Annotated in this window: 9 protein-coding genes and 1 pseudogene; 6 read left to right on the forward strand and 4 right to left on the reverse strand. The window is 69.7% G+C overall.

Annotation, left to right across the window (positions count from 1 at the left end; genetic code table 11):
* Positions 1-134 precede the first annotated feature (134 nt).
* The 4 genes and pseudogenes from ACIO1C_RS34520 to ACIO1C_RS34535 form a co-directional block, all read left to right on the forward strand.
* A pseudogene (locus ACIO1C_RS34520) lies at positions 135-956 on the forward strand (hypothetical protein); the annotation flags it as partial.
* A gap of 224 nt (positions 957-1,180) precedes the next feature.
* Positions 1,181-1,804, forward strand: a complete 624-nt coding sequence (locus ACIO1C_RS34525; protein ID WP_401871425.1) for a hypothetical protein — start codon at positions 1,181-1,183, stop codon at positions 1,802-1,804.
* Positions 1,805-1,951: 147 nt separating this feature from the next.
* Positions 1,952-2,836 carry a universal stress protein gene (locus ACIO1C_RS34530; protein WP_401871428.1) on the forward strand — a complete coding sequence of 295 codons (885 nt, stop codon included), beginning with the start codon at positions 1,952-1,954 and terminating at the stop codon, positions 2,834-2,836.
* 219 nt (positions 2,837-3,055) lie between these two features.
* On the forward strand, positions 3,056-3,748 hold the full coding sequence (locus tag ACIO1C_RS34535; RefSeq protein WP_401871431.1) for a response regulator: 693 nt from the start codon (positions 3,056-3,058) through the stop codon (positions 3,746-3,748).
* Positions 3,749-4,228: 480 nt separating this feature from the next.
* Here ACIO1C_RS34535 and ACIO1C_RS34540 read toward each other — a convergent pair whose 3' ends face one another.
* Both ACIO1C_RS34540 and ACIO1C_RS34545 read right to left on the reverse strand, forming a co-directional pair.
* Entirely contained in the window at positions 4,229-5,338 is a 1,110-nt protein-coding gene (locus ACIO1C_RS34540) for a hypothetical protein (protein ID WP_401871433.1), read from the reverse strand.
* A 546-nt stretch (positions 5,339-5,884) separates the two neighbouring features.
* Complete coding sequence (locus tag ACIO1C_RS34545; protein WP_401871435.1) at positions 5,885-6,178, reverse strand: hypothetical protein; 294 nt, start codon at positions 6,176-6,178, stop codon at positions 5,885-5,887.
* Positions 6,179-6,869: 691 nt separating this feature from the next.
* Between ACIO1C_RS34545 and ACIO1C_RS34550 the strand changes: the two genes are divergently transcribed.
* Positions 6,870-7,550: a hypothetical protein gene (locus tag ACIO1C_RS34550; protein ID WP_401871437.1), complete on the forward strand. Its 681-nt coding sequence runs from the start codon at positions 6,870-6,872 to the stop codon at positions 7,548-7,550.
* 188 nt (positions 7,551-7,738) lie between these two features.
* On the opposite strand, the gene ACIO1C_RS34555 is transcribed toward ACIO1C_RS34550, so the two are convergent.
* The gene (locus ACIO1C_RS34555) at positions 7,739-8,950 is read right to left on the reverse strand and encodes a Shedu anti-phage system protein SduA domain-containing protein (protein WP_401871440.1); all 1,212 of its coding nucleotides are present in this window, start codon (positions 8,948-8,950) and stop codon (positions 7,739-7,741) included.
* Between the two features lie 209 nt (positions 8,951-9,159).
* Between ACIO1C_RS34555 and ACIO1C_RS34560 the strand changes: the two genes are divergently transcribed.
* On the forward strand, positions 9,160-10,017 hold the full coding sequence (locus ACIO1C_RS34560) for a PIG-L family deacetylase (protein WP_401871442.1): 858 nt from the start codon (positions 9,160-9,162) through the stop codon (positions 10,015-10,017).
* 321 nt (positions 10,018-10,338) lie between these two features.
* Here ACIO1C_RS34560 and ACIO1C_RS34565 read toward each other — a convergent pair whose 3' ends face one another.
* Positions 10,339-17,364 (reverse strand): glycoside hydrolase domain-containing protein, encoded by a 7,026-nt coding sequence (locus ACIO1C_RS34565; protein ID WP_401871444.1) that lies wholly within the window; start codon positions 17,362-17,364, stop codon positions 10,339-10,341.
* Between the last annotated feature and the right edge of the window lie 270 nt (positions 17,365-17,634).

Here is a 17,634-nt window from a genome sequence, read left to right on the forward strand (position 1 = left end):
CTACCGCGCCGCCGGGCAGATCTACCGCATGGGCACCCGCTGCTCACCGACCGCTGAAACCGGAGTACATCAAGCCTCGGCTGCTCGGACACCGGGGCACGTCCCCCGGGCTCAACCTGGTCCACACCCCTCTCACCCTCTCAACCGGGATCTCCGAGGAGGAGCTGGACTGCCTGCTGCGCGGATACGGCCCCGACCCGCTGTACGTGACGGGAAACGACCCGCTCCAGGTGCACCGGGCCATGGCCGCCGCGCTCGACCGGGCGGCGGACCGGATCGCGCCGATCCAACGGGCCGCCGGCACGACGGCGTGAGCGACCGGGCGGCCTGGCCGATGATCGTGCTCCGTGCTCCGTACTCCGTACTCCCCAAGGCTGGACCGGCCCCGGGCAGGTCGACGGTGTACCGGTCGAAGGCACCTGGCGCGCTCACCAGGTGCCGCTGAGCGGCGTGCGCGACAACCCGGACCACCGAGCCCAACTGGAGGCGCGGCTGGGCTCGTACCGGCCCGAAGAACTCTTCGAGAACCTGACCCGGGGCGGCCGGGTGAGCATGGAGGAGGCACGCGCGCACTGCGCCCGGGGCGCGGGCCTGTGGAAGTGGGCGGGTACGGGGGACGGCACCCGGGCACCCCGGACAAGCCCGTGGTGTCCGCGTACCACGGCTACCCCTGGCTGATCCACCGCCTCGCCCACCGCCGTACCGGCCACGCCAACCTCCACGTACGCGGCTACAAGGAGATGGGCACCACCACACCCTTCGGCATGTCGTCCGCAACGACCTGGATCGCTATCGCCTCGTGATGGACGTCATCGACCGGGTCGGTGCCCGGCCTCGGGGCCCGTGCGGTCGCCGTACGGCAAGCCACGGCCGACACCCGTACCCGCCACCACGCGTGGCTCCGCGAACGCGGCACCGACCTGCCCGAGGTCGCCGACTGGACCTGGACGGACTGACGCGACGACGGACTGACACGGCGACGGACCGACGCGCCGGGTCCGACGGGGCCCAACCGGTCCCCGACGCAGGGACGTTCGGCCCTGCGTCGGGGACCCGAGCGGCAGCAGCGCCACCCGTGCCCGCCGCGGGAGATTGAGGACACACCGGATCGGACACGACAGGCCACCGCACGACGGGGACCTGTTCACCGCGCCGCTCGCCCCTGAAAGGGATGACAGACATGGCCGTTCACCAGAGCCCCCGTCACACCGGGTTCCGCCTCCCCTCGCTGAGGGGGGCCACACACTCCACCACGACGGACCACGCCGCCGAGCCCCTGGCCGCCGGCGGAACGTTCGCGCGGATCGCCGCCACCGCACGCATCCTGCTCGGGTTCGTCTTCCTCTGGGCCTTCTTCGACAAGGCGTTCGGCTGGGGGTACGCCACCCCGTCCAAGGGCGCCTGGATCAACGGCGGTTCCCCGACGAAGGGATTCCTGAGCGGCGTCGCCGCAGGACCGCTCGAGTCGACGTTCCACTCCTGGGCCGGCGCGACCTGGGCCAACTGGCTCTTCATGCTGGGACTCCTGGGCATCGGCCTCGCCCTCACCAGCGGCATCGCCCTGCGCCTGACCGCCGCCGCCGGCACGGTGATGATGGCGCTGATGTGGGCGGCCGAATGGCCCCCCGCCAAAAGCCTGTCCGACGGCGCGCCGAGCATGTCCTCGAACCCGGTCGTCGACTACCACCTCGTGTACGCGGTCGTCATGATCGCCCTGGCCGTCGCCGCAGCGGGCCGTACGTGGGGGCTGGGCCGGGTGTGGCAGAACCTCCCGGTCGTACGGGACCACCGCTGGCTGGTCTGACGGGCTCCGTCCGCGCACCACGACGGCCGGGGCCGTCCGGGCCCGGACCTCTGCGGCCGGCCCCCGCCCCCGCCCCCGCCTCCGTCGTACGGCGGACACCGGACCTGACCGCACGCGTTCATCGTGAAATCCACCAGGAGGTACACCATGCTTCGCCCCGTACTCGTAGGCGTCGACGGATCCCCGGAGAGTCTCGCAGCGGCCGAATGGGCCGCCGCGGAAGCCGCACTGAGCGGCCTTCCCCTGCGGCTGGTACGTGCCTGGGAAGGAGTTCCGTACCCGTCGGGCTCCTCGGCGGACCTGGCCGCCGGGCAGAACGGGGCGGGCCGCTCCCTGCGGGAGGCCGAGGAACGCCTCACGACGAGGTTCCCCGGCACCCGGCCGACCGGTGAGCTGGTCCAAGGACCGCCGGTACCCACCCTGCTGGAAGCCGCCGAGGAGGCCGAGACACTGGTGCTCGGGTCGCGGGGCCTGAGCGGTGCGGCCGGATATCTCGCGGGCTCCGTCGCGTCGGACGTCGTGGCCCACGCGGCGTGTCCGGTGGTTCTCGTACGGCCGGCGCCCCACCCGGGCACCACTGCGGACGCGTCTCCCGGCGCCACCTCGCCGGGCCGGGTCGTCCTCGGAATCGACCTGGCGCACGCCTGCGACGAGGTAATCAGGTTCGCCTTCGAAGCGGCCCACCGCCGCGGCACATCCCTGTACGTCCTGCACGCCTACAACCTGCCCTTGGCCTACTCGATCGCCTCCGCCCAAATACCCCTGGCCCTGGACCTGTTGGCCACGGAGCATGGCGATGACCTGGCGGCCGTACTGCGGCCGTGGCAGGAGAAGTACCCGGAGGTGCCCGTCACGGCCGACGCGGTCATGGACCCGGCGGCGGACCGGCTGGTGAAGGCGGCTTCAGGCGCGGCTCTGCTCGTCCTCGGCCGACAGGAGCGCACGTCCCGCCTGGGGGCCCGTCTCGGCCATGTGGCCCATTCGGTGATCGCTCACGCCGCATGCCCGGTAGCGGTGGTTCCGCACGGCTGAGGTCTTCGGCGACGGCCCGTCGGTGGGTGGACCCCGACGGGCCGTCGCCGACGGAGGGGCCGTCGCCGACGCCTTCACGTACCCGACACCTTCACGCACCCCCGACACCTTCACGCACCCGCCGGCTGCCGTGGATCTGCCCACCCTGTTCGCCCGCCGCGGGACGGTCCACTATGGGCAGTGCCGGGGAACGTACTCCCGAGACCGCGAAGGGCCACGATGACAGACAGTCAGGACTCCTCACCTCAGGAGCCGATCCGGGTCTTCCTGCTCGACGACCACGAGGTGGTCCGGCGAGGTGTGCACGACCTGCTGGACGCGGAGGCCGGCATCGAGGTGGTCGGCGAGGCGGGGACGGCGGAACAGGCTCTGGCGCGGGGGCCGGCGCTGCGCCCCGACGTCGCCGTGCTGGACGTACGGCTGCCCGACGGCGACGGCATCACGGTCTGCCGGGAGTTGCGGTCGAGAATGCCCCGTCTCGCCTGTCTGATGCTGACGTCCTTCGACGACGACGACGCTCTCCTCGACGCGATCATGGCCGGGGCCTCGGGCTACGTGCTCAAGGAGATCAAGGGCAACGACCTGGTCGCGGCGATCCGTACCGTCGCCTCGGGCCAGTCGATGCTCGACCCGGCCACCACGACCCGCCTGATGAGCAGCCTGCGCGGTAAGGAACCGTCTCAGGGAGACAAACCGTCGGCATTGGCCGGTCTCACCCCACGGGAACGGGAGATCCTGGACCTGATCGGCGAAGGCTTGACCAACGCCGCCATCGGCAAACGCCTCTTCCTGTCGGAGAAGACGGTCAAGAACAACATCTCCCGGCTCCTCGCCAAACTCGGCGTGGAGCGGCGCGTCCAGGCAGCCGTCCTGGCGACGCAGACGGCGCCGCCGCGCCCCGCACACGGATAGTTCTGGCCGTAACAGCCGTAACAGCCTTACCGGCGCGTCCCTCGCCCGACTCGCACGCCTCCGAGAACGACGGGATCAAGCAGGACCTGCCGCCCGGACGGGGCGGCAGGCCCTGCGGGGTGGGTCCTCGTCGAGTGCCGCGTGCCCCTACGTGCCATTCATACGGGTGAACAGCGGTCTCTACGGGCACTTTCCGGCCGCCGACCAGGAGCACATCCGCACAGGGTTTTCGATGGTCAGGCCTATCCCCGGCAATCAAGCACCGGGTGATTCCCAAGCTCGGAGCGCGAGTTCGACTCTCGTCACCCGCTCCAGCAGCTAGGGCCCAGGTCGGTGACCTGGGCCCCTTTGGTGTCTGGATCATTTCGGGGAGACGCGCCGTGCGTCGGGGCCACCGCCGCTTACTGCCCCCTCGGTGCCTCCGGCGTCTCGCGAAGCGCGCCTTCCCCGCGAGGTGCTCCGCGGTGCCTGTGCCTCAGGTCAGAAAGCCGAGGTGTAGGCGACGAAGAAGGGGGTCTTCACCGGTGCTCCCCCCGGGGCGAAGCAACTTACGTAGAGCCGGGCCGAGCCACTGGTCCTGGCCCAGGGCATCTGCAGGCCGCAGTACGCGGAGCCGCTGCCGTAGGCGGTGACTTGGGCGGTGTCCGAAGGGACGGCCACCGACGGCATGGTGACGGTGAAGGGCGCTCCCGAGCCGCCGAGGGTGTTGGTGGCTCCGCTGGAGTTGTAGTTGGTCAGGGGAGGCAGCGATCCGTTGTACCAGAGGTATCCGAAGGACCTCGGCGGAAAGGCCGGTCCGTGCACCGCTCGCAGGTAGGAGTAGCTCAAGGTCCACTCGGTGTCGTACGGGGCGTTGGACGCGTCGTAGCAGGCGACCAGGACGGTCTGCCCCGTCGTGCCCGGTGCCCAGTCGGACACCTTGCATCGCGCACCCTGTAGCGCGTCGACCGCGGTCACCTGAAGATTGCCGGCGTTGGTGGACAGCCCGAGACCGGGAAGCCACGCCTTCCAGATACCGGTCGAGCCCTTGCTCACCGCGTTGGTGGCACCCGTGGAGTTGTACTGGGTGAGAACCGTGCCGCTGCTGTCCGAGTTGATGTAGCCGTACGAGCCCGAGGGCGTGGCGGGCAGTCCGCTGCTGCTCGTGTAGAGAACCGTGAAGGTGGAGTTGGCGGGTGCGCCGCTGGGCAGGTAGCAGTTCACGTAGACGTCCTGACCGGACCCGACGGTCTTCCAGTCGGCGATCTGGCACCACTGGGCGGCGCTGTTCACCGCGGTGGCGTGGGCGATTCCGCCCGGTCCGCCGATCAGCGGGAAGTGCACCACGTACGAACCGAGGCCGATCTGGTCCACCTTGACGGGGTTGGCGGACGGAGAGGCCCAACTGCCCCACTGCCGAGAGGGATCGGGTACGTAGCCGGGAGGCGGAGTCGCGCTGTCCAGGTACGCGAATCCCCACCGGTCGGGTACGGCCGCCTGGGCGGGGCCGGCGGCGGGAAGGGCTGCGGCCAGCAGAGCGGCCAGCATGCCTAAGACGAGCAGTACGGCCCGGACGGGTCTGGTCGACAGATCTGCGGTGCGGACGTGCATGGGCGTGCCTCCTGTTGATGAGTGCTGCCTGCGCGATCCGGTACTTGAGTACGAACGCCCGACACGTGCCGCGTCGCGGGAAAAAGCCTCGGTTCAGCCCTCCCGCAGTTCTGAAGAACAGCGGAGCACACGCTCCGACGGTGTGCCGTGGGTTCGGAATCCGATGCTCACTGTCCCAGAAGTACGGCCCGGCACAACGCTCTTGGCCAGCCGTTCCGGGGCTCGACGCACACACCTCTGGGGCCCCGGGGCCCACTCCGTTCCTTTGGCCCGCAGCGTGAGTCAGCCGTTCCGGCCGCTGCCCTGTCATCTGTCGTCTCTCCCTGCCTCTTCCACCCCGCCCCCCTCTATGGGCACCACAGCGGGGATTGTCCGGAACACGCCTGCGTCTGTTCGGTGTCAGCACCATCGGATATTCGGTGTTCCAGGACGCCGCCCTCAGCCGGATCAGCCTCCCTCGTGGGGCGGCCTGCCAACTGATCACCCGCATGCGGCCGGGTGCCGGAGACCAGTCCAAAATCACCTCCGTAGCGGCGTACCAGCAGGTCAGGAGGCACCCGCCCGGCGCTGAGACCGAGGTTCGGGCAGACGGTCGCCCTGGAACGGGCGGGTGTACGGGTGCTCCCTCACGCGGTCGTAGATCCCGCGCAGCCACAACTGCCGTACCGCGGGCAACCGTGCCAGCGTGTGGAGGAACACCCCCGCGTCCGGGCGGAACACCTCGTGCGGGTACGGCGGCAACGGATCGTCACGGAGGACACCGTCGGGCATTCCGCCCGTCACCGGGACCAGCGCCCGTGCACGAGGGAAGGCCAGATGGATCCATACGTCGGCGGCCAACGGCACGGTTTCGGCGGGGCCGGGCAGCTGCCATGCCTTCCCCGTCCGTGGATGCCTCGGGACGAGGGCGATGTCAGGGGCAGGGGCAGAGGCGGGAGCGGGAGCAGGAGCAGGAGCGGGGTCAGGGACGGAAACAGGGTCAGGGGCAGCCAGGCCCGGTCCCGCCAGGACCACTCGCCTCGCCGGCGGCCGGGACGGTCCAGGCGGGAGCAGCGTTTCGAGCGCGCGGCCGAACGTGTCCGTGACGAGACCGTCAGGGACAGCCACGGGTGCGCCTGCCGCGACCGCCAGCAGATGGGCGAGCGCGGTGGGCGAGCGCGGCCCCGACCGCCGCCTCCCACCGTGGGCTCCACCTGCCGGACGGATCAATCGGCGGCGTACCCTTCCGCTCCTCCGTCGACGCCTCCCGGGGGGGTGGTTCGGCCGGCGGAGCCACCGGCGGGAATCCGGCGCACCGCCTCCGGCGACTGCCGCCGCGTCACGCTCCGTCATGCCGTCTGCGTCTTCCGTCCCATCAACCAGCCAGCCGGTCGGGCAAGGACTTCCCCGATCGGAAGGCCGACGTTGCGGAGGCGGTCCCGGAGGGGAAAGGCGAACCGTGCCCACTCTGCGGCGGTACACCGTGACACCCGTTCCTCTGGCTGTGTCAACTCCGCCCGGGCACTGCTTTGCTCACCCGTAACCTGAAACTATGACACCGAATGAAGTAGCACTGACGGCAGCGCTCGGAGCCTCAGCCTTGACGGCATTCGCATCGTTGGGCGTGATCTGGATTCAAGAGTGGCTGCGGGGCCGGGCGAGCGACACCGACGCGCTGCACGTGGCCATGAACAGCGTCCTCACCCGGTCGCTCGCGGTGGGTATGCGAGCGCAGGCACTGGGGCAGATGATGCGGCTCCGGTCCGGGCTGGTCGAGGGATTCGAAGTAGCGGCGCGCCAGCGCAAACCCGTCGATCCTCTCGAATTGCACGACTGGATGGCCCAGGAAATCGCGCCCCTGAACGCGGCGCAGATGGAGATCTGGGCTCGGGCGGATCAAGAAGGCGTACGACTGGCCAACGATGTCGTCGGCAGGTGTATGGACCTCCTGGGCGCAAACATCGCGCAGTCGCCCACACGCAACGGCTGGGAGCGGATCAGGAAGTGGGCCGTAGGAGAGCGCTGGACGACGGAGATACAGGAGGAACACGAGCGGGCCCTCCGGGAACTCGCTGCTTCCCGCAAGCACTTTGCGGAGTATGCCCGACACAGTCTCGGCAGACGCGCCGTGGATGTCTTCGCCCAGGTACAGGCCGATCCTGGTCCCGTTCTGCCCAACCAGTTGCCGTCCACCTTCACCTCACCGAGTCCTGACGAGGCGACGACCGCATGACAGAAGGTGGCTCTCCACGGAGCATCGGGGCGTGGAAATCCTGCCCCCATGCGCGCCTGCGCAAGGAGTGAAGCCCGGTCTCACGGGGCCAGTAGCGAGCCACATCACGCTCACACCGTGTCTCATATGCCGACTTCAGGGCCAAGATTGATCGAAGCGCTGCGCTTCTGGCGACCCTGTAGGAATCGTTACGGCCTCTCGACGTCCCCCAACGAACGATCGGCGCTGTCCACCAGCTCTTTGTATGTCAGTACATCAACACGGCTCATGTGTGCGTTGAGCGTCCGTAGGGCCTCGTTGATCGTCTCCTCGGGCACGTTGGGTTGCACAGCCGGATGCCCAATCAATACAAGCGCGCTGGCCCGGCGCGTCTCTATCCCGAATTCGTCACGTATGCGCCGGCGGTTCTCGTCCAGCCCCACAAGGTAATTCACCGCTTGACTCACAGCGTCATGCACATTCCCTGCGGGAACCCAGGCGTTCCGATGTCGCTTGACCAATGGGCCTACCAGGCTCATTGATCGCTTGAGCTCGACAATGTGGAGCGCCCCGTCACCGCGGATGAGAGAGATGTCGACCTCATCTCCCGGAACGAGCCTTCGGCGGGCTGATTCGCTTATGAACTGGCCACCGAAGATCCAGGGTTGTCCCTCCAGGGCACGCTGAAGGTCTCGTTCCGAAGCTGTGCGATCCTCAACAGCTCGACGTAGGGAAGCAAGTCCCTGGGAGCGACGCCGGAGTTCCACTGCCCTGAGAACCATCCGGCCCTCGTCATCTTCAGCGAGACGTGCCAGCGTGTCCGCTGAGGCAAGGATCCGCCGAGCCGTCTGCGCCGTATTCTCGATATCGACGCGTTCTTCGAGGACGCGCTCGAGCCACATGACAAGATCAGCGCGCCCCCGCGGTATCCGGTAGCGCCCCGGGCGATCTCGCGGAGCTTCCAGGAAACGGGCGTCCTCGGCGAGCGAGCGGATGTACCCCAACACTTCCTCCGCTCCAGCCTCGGGATGGGCGTCCAGGTACTTTCGCCCGTCTGCGGCAGCGAGCCAGTATTTGAGTGACACCGCTTCGGAGACGTGCCTCCGCAGGCGGTCGTTGCGTATACCGTCTCGGAAGAGCCGATACCTCTCATCGAACTCCGGCTGCAGGATCAGCCCCTGCGCGTAGTCGATCGAGTCCTGCAGCAGCCGCACAACGTGCCATTCGCCTGTCGAAGCCGCGAGCCGGCGGGCATCCTCCAGGAGCCTGACAAGCGCTGGGCCGCCTCGCCTGTGGCCGCCCCGCCCAGATCGCGCGTACCCCAAAACGGCACCGATTGCGCCCTTTACATCACTGTGTACCGCTGATTTCTCGATCTGCACCATGTGCAAGTCCAGAACATAGTCCGACGTGATTGCCATGGTGAGATTCTCGCCTCGGGGACTGACACTCCCTACCCGCGGCCGGGCCCCTGGGCGACGCCATGAGGGCCAAACGGCCGCGTCGGGAACAGCAGGTCCGGGCGGCACCGTTGCATTGGCCGAGGGACCGGCGCCGTACGGGCCGGAAGTACGGAGACCAGAGGTCTTCCGCCCCACCAGGATCCGGGTTCACGCAGGAGGACTGTTTCATGACTGACCGACCCTTGACGCTCATGGCGGTACACGCCCACCCCGACGACGAGGCCACCGGAACCGGAGGGGTCCTCGCGCGGTACGCGGCGGAAGGCGTCCGTACGGTTCTTGTGACCTGTACCGACGGCGGTTGCGGGGACGGACCGGGGGGTGTCAAGCCGGGCGATCCCGGCCACGATCCGGTGGCCGTCGCCTCGATGCGTCGTCAAGAACTCGAGGCGAGCTGTGACGTTCTGAAGATCAGCGATCTGGAGATGCTGGACTATGCCGACTCCGGGATGATGGGCTGGCCGACCAACGACGCTCCCGGGGCGTTCTGGCAGACCCCCGTGGAGGAGGGCGCCGCCCGGCTCGCGGAGCTCATGCGGCACTACCGGCCGGATGTGGTCGTCACCTACGACGAGAACGGCTTCTACGGCCACCCCGACCACATCCAGGCCCACCGCGTCACGATGGCGGCGCTGGAGATGACCGAGCTGACGCCGAAGGTGTACTGGACGACCATGCCCCGGTCGGTGATGCAGCGGTTCGGGGAGACCATGCGCGAGTTTCAGGAGGACGTGCCGGAGCCGGCGCCGGAGCTGGAACTGGAACTGGATCCCGCCGAGGCCGCCGCGATGGCCGAGATCGGCCTCCCCGACGACGAGATCACCACGTGGGTGGACACCACCGCGTTCAGCGGCCAGAAGTTCGACGCGCTGGCCGCGCACGCCAGTCAGGGCGAGAACATCTTCTTCCTCAAGATGGGCAAGGAGAGGTTCGGCGAGTTGATGGGCACGGAGACCTTCCTCCGTGTGAAGGACGCGACGGGTGCGCCCGTACCCGAGAACGATCTCTTCGCCGGACTGCGCTGACCGTCACACACACGGAAGCCACACGGGAGCCGGAAGCTTGTCCACGCGAGTTCCGCTCCGGCCGCCCGCGTCCAGGCCGTCGCCGACGGCGTCGGCGCGGGCCGGTGTCCGACACCCGTGAGGCAGCCGCGTGTGCCTTACCGTCCTCCTCGTCATGGATGAGGACCTGCACGCTCATCGGCTGCGGCCACGCCAGGGATTCCAGGTGCCGGAACAGCCCGGACCGCGGGCGCATCCGTTCGAACTCGATCACCCACCCGCCAACGAACAGGTCGTCCGGCGCCCGCGGCCGTGGTCACGTCGTGCCCGGCGCCCTGGACATCACCTCGGTTCCGTCCGCGCCGGCCGCGACGGCCGGTCGTCGCGGTCCGTCAGTCGGAAGCCGACCGTGTAGGTCCGGGTGGCCGAACCGTTGGCCGAGGTCACCTTGATCGTACGAGTGGTGAACCGGGGCCCGGTCGACGAGAGGACCGAACCGCCGTCGGTGACCTTCACCCGCGCGCCGGACCGGGCCGGTACGGCGGAGACGGCCGGGATCCTCTCGTCCTTCGGCCAGTCGACCACGTACGTGGACACCGTCGGGTCGAAGCCGTCGATCGCGACGCCCCCGGCCTTGATCGTCCTCGCGTCGGCGACACTCGCCCGGGTGGCGTCCGGGAAGTTCGTGACGGTGACCGACCCCTCGGCGTCGACCACCACGCTCGCCGTCATCGCGGCCGCCAGGTTGATCCGCTCCCAGCCCGCCCCGCCGTCCGCCGTGAGGTCGAGCGGGTACCCGGAGTCCGTCGCGGTCTGCTCCAGGATCTGCGTGCGCTGCCCGGTGGTGAGGGCCGGGAACGCGGTGATCAGCAGGGCCGCCGCGTCGGACGGTGTCCTGAGAGCCTGCCCGGGCTTCCCCACCCGGGAGAACCCGTAGGTCAGGCGCCGCGTGTACAGGTCGACGTGCTGCGCCTCGCTCAGACCGCCGTACGAGTCGCCCGCGCAGGCCGCCAGCGTGCCGCCGTGTCCCTCCTTCTCGCACCGCGCGAGCAGCACGTTCTCCATCTCGGTGTGGGCCTGGGTCAGCAGCTTCGCGAAGTCGGGGTCCGCCCATCGGTGCGCGACGGTGGCCTGTCCGGTGATACGGCCGCCCATGACGTCGAGCGGGTAGTGGAACCCGAGGACGACGCGGTTGTTCCCGTACTCCGAGGTGCGCGCGAGGATCGACGGTGCCAGCTCCGGCAGGAGGGTGGCGAGGATGGTTCCGGCTTCGTAGCCGCCGTAGGTGTGGCCGCTCGGGTACGAGCCGCTGGTGGCGAGGCTGCCGTACGAACCGTCCTGCGACTCGTAGATGTCGCCGCCGTCGCCGGCGAACCCGAGCCGTACGTAGGGGCGTTGGTAGGCGTAGTGGTTCTTCGCCGCGTCGACCTTGTCCAGGTTCTTCGTGACGCGCGAGAAGAGGGCGCTGGTCTTGGGCAGTTGACCGCTGGTCAGGGCATCGCGGTAGATCTCGCCCAGCCGGGAGCCGAGGCCGTCGGCCAGCGTGACGGTGGCGCTGTTCGTCGCGTCGACCTCCGCGCGGTCCACCTCCTTCTGTGTCGCCGCGTTGTTGATCCGTACGGCGATCTCGTCGTTCTCGGCGGTGAGCGCGGTGCCGTGGGGCACCTCGGTGTTGGCGCCGAGGATGTCGGAGGGGAGGTCGTCGAAACCGTTGAGCAGGGCGTTGAAGTAGTCCGTGCCGTCGCCGGTCCCCGGCCACTTGTCGGACGCGTAGGTCGCGTTCAGCGTGTCGTCCGGGAAGGGGGACGGCTCGTACGCCGGGTCGGAGACGGTCGGCTCGTACACCGGGTCGGAGGCGGTCGGCTCGTACGCCGGGTCGGAGGCGGTCACGCCGGAGTCGTCCGACGTTCCGGCCAGGGTGACCGCGGTCACGGTGGCCGTGTGCGCCTTGGCGGTGCCCGTGGTCGTGAGCAGCGCCGTGCCGGTGGTGGCGGGCACGTGCGCGGTGGTCCCGTCGCCGAGGGCCACGGTGTAGCCGATGACCGGGAATCCGCCGTCGCCCGCCGCCCGCCAGGTCACGCGGACCTGGTCGCCGTCGGTGATCACCCCCTGCACGGCCGGCTTCTGCGGCTTGCCGCCGCCGGTCACCACGGGTGCCGTGGCGGCGCTCGGGTGCGAGGCCCCGACCTTGTTCACCGCCCGGACGCGTGCCGTGTAGGACCGGCCCGCCCGCAGCCGGGTGAACGTCGTGCTCCGGCTGTCCGGATCGTGGATCCCGACCTGGTGGCCGTCGTTGAGGGTGATCTCGTAGCCGGTGAGCGGGGAGCCGCCGGTGTCCTCGGGCGCGGACCAGGCGACGGTCACGCTGGAGCCGGACGACGTCGCCGACACCGCGTCAGGTGTGGCGGGCGCCGACTTGGGCTTCGTCCTGAGCGCGGACCTCGCGTGATCGAGGGCGTCGTACCGAGCGGTGAGGGCCGCGTCCGTGGCCGTACCGTCCGCGACCGCGGTCCTCGCCTCGGCGAGTGCCGTGGTGAACGCCCTCCACGACGCTTCTGTGTAGCGGTCGTTGGTGAGGGCCGACGCGGTCGTGACCAGGTCCTCCAGTCGCAGCCTGGGCAGCGGGACCAGCTGTCCGGCGGCCAGGGTGAGGCTACGCGTCCGTGTGTCGACTTCGAGCTGCGTCGCGTCGTCGGCGTCGAACAGGGCGCGCGCCGCGGCGAGTTCGCGCACGTACACGCCGAAGTCGATCGTGTTGTAGCGCTCCGCGTCGCCGGAGAGCCCTTCGTACTGGTCGATCGCCTTGCGCAGGGCGGACTTGTCCGTGACGGCGGGCGCGTCGACGTGATCGAAGGTGATACGGGCCAGATTGGCGACGTACGGGTGGGCGGCGTCCGGGTGTGTCGTCAGCCGCAGATGGACCGCGTGCTTGCCGGTGATCGCCTTGGGCAGGGCCAGACTTGTCGTCCCTCCTGACGACCACGCGCTGCCCGTGACCGGCAGCGGTACGGTCGCGTACGGCGTGCCGGGGTCGGCCGCGTCGAAGGAGTCCAGGTAGAGCTGGACGGCCGAACCGGTGCCGCAGCGGGCGGAGTTGTTGGCGTAGGTGATCGTGACGGCGCTCTTGGGCGAGCCGCCGAAGTCGATCTCCCCGTAGTCGACCCAGGCTCCGTCGTAGGTGCCGCCGAGGTCGGTGGTGGAACCGGACCCGGGCCAGCCGACCGGCTCGCTCTTGAGCCCGCCACCGCTGTGCGAGCGGAACGCGGTGGCGTCGAAGCCCACGGGGCCGCCGGCCTCCTGCGTCAGGGTCAGCGAGTAGACGTTGCCCACGTACGGCTGGGCGTCCGTCTGCGTACTGGAGAGGAAGGCCGCGTACACGTCCTGGACGCCGGTGAGGACGGCCGGGTCGAGCCGCACGCTCGTGGTGGCGATGGTTCCCCAGCCCGAACCGCTGTAGTCGAGGGGGATGTCGACGCTCTTCGGGCCGTCCTTCGAGCCGAGGCGCAGTTCGATGTGCGAGTCCGACGCCGCGCGCGACTGGGGCTTGTCATAGCGGACGGTGAGGGTGTCGGCGCCGTCGCGGAGGTCGGTGTCCTTCCACCGCGCCCACGCGCCGTTCGTCACGTTCTCGAAGATGCCGTTCGAGAGGTTGAGCGGGAGCGAACCGCCGCCGGTTGTGGTGGTGTTGGCCGTGGTCAGTGTGGCGAGCGTGGTCGTGGGCGAAGCGGAGACCTCGTACGGCGAGAACTGGTGCCAGTCGAAGTTCGACACCCACTGCTGGCCGGACGGGGCGTGGAACACGAACGTCGCGCTCTCCGCCTCCAGCAGGGCGTCCGGGTCGGTGACGGCCGCCTGCACTGTGTTGTAGTACTGCCAGCCGCCGGTTCCGGGGAGCTGGACGGTGGCCACGACGGGGCCGTCGGCGGCGCCGGCGTGGATGTCGACGCTGCTCGGCCTGGCGTCCGCCGCCTGCGAGTTGGCGTAGCGGACCGAGACGCTCTGCGGGGCGACCCCGCCGAAGTCCAGCTTGGTGAACCGCTCCCACGATCCCTCGGTGACGCCTCCGAGGTTGCCGTCCGAGTTGTTCCGCTCGCTGACGAGGCTGGGGCCCTCCTTCTGGTCGGGATCCTCGGCCTGGAGGACGGCGTAGCCGCCCTCGTCGAGGGTGAGCGCGTCGATGGCGGAGTGCAGCGCGTCGTCCGCTGCCATGAGCGTGCCGGTCGCGGACGTGGTGGTGCCGGTCGCCGACGTGGTGTCCGCGAGGACGGTCTGTGCGAGGACGGTCCGCGCGCGTTCGAGCGCCGACCGGAACAGGCTCCAGGAGCCGTCGGAGTAGTTGTCGCCCCGCACCAGGGACGCCTGGCCGACGAGTACGCCGAGGGCCTTGCGAGGCACGGCGGCGGCGGAGATGAGGAGCGGGTCGGTCGGGGAGATCCCGGTGCCGCTCACCGTCGAGGCCCGTACGCCGTGGGCGAAGGCCACGTCCTGGAACGTGACGCCGAAGCGCGCGTCGACCTTCGCCGTACCGGTGAGCGACAGCGTCGCCGTGCGCGGGCCGCCGACGCGGAGGTCCGCCGTGGCCCCGCCCGGCAGGCCGGTCACGGTCGCCGCCCCGGTCCTGGTGAGACTGGTTCCCTTGCGGGCGGCGAACGACGCGGGGCCGTCCAGGGTCAGCTTCACACTGCCGTCGACGGTGCCGTCCGCGCCGGTCGCCACGGTGGCCGGGTGGGCGGAGACGACGGTGTCGCCCTTGCCCGTTCCCGTACCGCCGTGGCCCGTACCGCCCTGGCCCGTACCGCCGTGGCCCGTACCCCCGTCACCCGCGCCGCCGTCGCCCGTACCGCCCGAGTCGGTGTTCAGGGAGTACGCGGGCTTCGTCCGGGCGCCCCACTGGGAGGGCTTGGAACCCATCGTGAAGTCCAGGGTTCCGCCGGAGATGATCTGGGAGTAGTCGAGCCACGTGTTGCTGAACCGCTTGCCGTTGAGGGTCGCGCTCTGCACGTAGTAGGCGCTCGGCGAGACACCGTCGGCCTTCACCGTGAACCGGCTGCCATGCGCGTACGTGATCGTCGTGGAGTCGAAGAACGGGCTGCCGATCTGGAACTGGCTGGAGCCGGCGGTCACCGGGAACAGGCCCAGCGCGGCCCCGACGAACATGGTCGACATGGTGCCGGCGTCGTTGTCCATGGTCGGCAGGAAGCCGTTCGGCGCGAGCTTGTAGACCTGGGTCCTGACCGGCGGGGTGAACTGGCCGCCGGAGCTGGGGGCCTCGTTCGTGGAGCCCGTCGCGATGTAGCGGTTCCAGGTCGTACCGGTGTAGATGGCACGTACCCACTTCTGCGTCAGGCTCGGCTCGCCGACGTAGTTGAAGAGGTACGGCGCCTGCAAGTCGATCTCGTTCGCGTTGGAGTGCAGCATGGTCGAGCCGTCGTCGGCCGTGGAGTCCTCGCCGAACATGTGCCGGACGGCGGCCTTCCCGGCCTTCGGGCCGCCCATGGCCTCGATGAGGCCGCCCATGTCGTACGCGTCGTACCAGTGGTACTGCCACAGCGTGCCCTGGTAGAGGCCGGCCGCCTCGAACTTCTCGTAGTCGGCGCTCTGCCAGTCACCGCCCTCGGCGCGCGGGGTGAGCAGACCGACCTCGGTGCCGTCGGCCGCGGTCCAGGCGCCGGACTTCACGAGGTTGTCGATCGCCATGGTCGACTGGGTACGCAGCTTCTTCGCGTCCGCCTTCTTGCCGAGCGCGTCGGCGATGACGGAGAGCGCCCACTGGTCGTAGCCGCGCTGGACGGTCGTACCGGGATCCCCGGTGACGTACCCCTGGCGCAACTGCGCCCCGGTGTAGAAGCCGGAGTACGACAGCAGCGCCGGGTACGCCTCGTCCAGCCGGTCGAAGTTCTTGAAGCCCTTCGACAGCGCGTCGGCGACCAGCACGGCCGAGCGCTCCCAACGCACGGTCGGGACCGAGTGGGTGAGGCTGCCGAGGCTCTTGCCGGAAGCGCGCGCGTCGGCGAAGAGCACGATGAGCGACTGCACCATGTCCCGGTAGGTGGACGGGTCGATGTACGCCTCCACGGAGTACTTGCGGAAGTCGTCCCAGGTGGACCAGCCGTCGTAGTACGTGAAGCCGTTCGCCCGGTGCACCGCTCCGTCGGCGCCGCGGTACGTACCGCTGGTGCTGGTGGCGTTCACCGGCAGCGCGTACATGCGGTACAGGTGCGTGTAGAACTCCTTGGTGAGCGTCGACCCGGGGTCGGACTTCGCCGAGGAGCGTACGGCGACGGCGCCGAGCGCGCTGTTCCACTCCGCCTTCGTCCGCGCGCGGGCCTGGTCGAAGGTGAGGCCGCCCACCTCCTCGCGCTGGTCGGTCACGGCCTGTTCCGCGCTGATCGGCGAGAGCGTGACGCGCAGTTCGATGTTGTCCCCGGCGGAGGTGTCGAACCCGAGGACGGCGCCGGTGTCGGACCCGTCCCGCGTGGTCGCGTCGCTGAGCCTGCCGTCGTTGCCCCAGCTCTTCAGCGAGGTCACGGGGACGTTCGTGGTGGCGTTGTAGTACAGCTGGTACGAGGCGCCGTTGAACGACCCCGCGACGAGTCCGGTGATCGAGGTGGTCCCGTTCGGGAGCGTCGTCGCCTTCAGGGTCGAGCGGGCACGGCTGGTGAAGTTGTTCGCCAGGTCGAGGACAAGCTCGGGCTTCGACCCGGCGGGGAAGCTGTACCGCTGGAGCGCGGTACGTGTGGTCGCGGCCATCTCGGCCTGGATGGTGCCGGGGTCCTGCTTCACCGACGAGCCGGTTCCTGAGATGCCCCCGAGGCCCACCTGGTAGGAGCCGGGCGTCGCGGTCTCGTCGTCGTGGCTGTACGGGTGGGCGTACGTGGCGGCGGCGGGGCGGCTGTCGTACTGGACGGAGGTCGGGACGACGAGCAGGTCGCCGCCGCCTCCCGAGCCGCCGACGCCGTCGAGGTTGGTCGCGGTGAACCCGGCGATGTGGTCCTCGTTGTAGTCGTACCCGGTGTGGTTGCGGTTCGGCGTGGTCAGCGGGTTGACCTTGGCCAGGCCGTGCGGCGCCTGGGCGCCCGGCAGGTCGTTGCCGTCGTCGCCGGCGGTCGACACGAACGGGTCGACGAGTTTGGTGTAGTCCGTACCGCCGGAGGTCCCGGCGGAAGTCCCCGGGGAGGTCTCCGCGGAGGCCCGCGTGGTCGCGACGGGCGCTGCGGCGGCCGTGCCGGCACCGGCGCCGGCCAGCGTGCCGAAGCCGAGCGCGCCGGTGAGCAGCGCGGCGACCGTCGTGTACAGGGGCCGATGACGTCGGCGGGCGGACCGCGGAAGAACCGCGCGGGGCAAGGGAGTTCGGGATGTGATGGGCACGTAACCTCTCCAGCGTCGCGATGTGCCCGCACAGTCCGCCTGCGGGGAGGGAGGAAGACAACGTTGTCAGACCGAACACCGGAGCGTGCGGAGCGAGACGGCGGTGGACGCGCGGGCCAACACCCGTCGCGTTCAACGACCGTGCGCCATCAGACAGGGACGAGGCGTACGGCGGGCAAACAGAACTCACACAGCTTTCGACGCCACCTTCCCCTCGTGACCGTCGAATTCACACCCTGTTCCCAGGGAGTTCGGGTCTTCGGGGAGCGC

The sequence above is a fragment of the Streptomyces sp. NPDC087420 genome (assembly GCF_044744165.1).
Lineage (GTDB): Bacteria > Actinomycetota > Actinomycetes > Streptomycetales > Streptomycetaceae > Streptomyces.

What these genes read in the sequence shown, in the direction of transcription:
- ACIO1C_RS34525 (WP_401871425.1), top strand. Translation starts at nt 1,181, where the DNA reads ATGGCCGTTCACCAGAGCCCCCGTCACACCGGGTTCCGCCTCCCCTCG.
- ACIO1C_RS34530 (WP_401871428.1), top strand. Translation starts at nt 1,952, where the DNA reads ATGCTTCGCCCCGTACTCGTAGGCGTCGACGGATCCCCGGAGAGTCTC.
- ACIO1C_RS34535 (WP_401871431.1), top strand. Translation starts at nt 3,056, where the DNA reads ATGACAGACAGTCAGGACTCCTCACCTCAGGAGCCGATCCGGGTCTTC.
- ACIO1C_RS34540 (WP_401871433.1), bottom strand. Translation starts at nt 5,338, where the DNA reads ATGCACGTCCGCACCGCAGATCTGTCGACCAGACCCGTCCGGGCCGTA.
- ACIO1C_RS34550 (WP_401871437.1), top strand. Translation starts at nt 6,870, where the DNA reads ATGACACCGAATGAAGTAGCACTGACGGCAGCGCTCGGAGCCTCAGCC.
- ACIO1C_RS34555 (WP_401871440.1), bottom strand. Translation starts at nt 8,950, where the DNA reads ATGGCAATCACGTCGGACTATGTTCTGGACTTGCACATGGTGCAGATC.
- ACIO1C_RS34560 (WP_401871442.1), top strand. Translation starts at nt 9,160, where the DNA reads ATGACTGACCGACCCTTGACGCTCATGGCGGTACACGCCCACCCCGAC.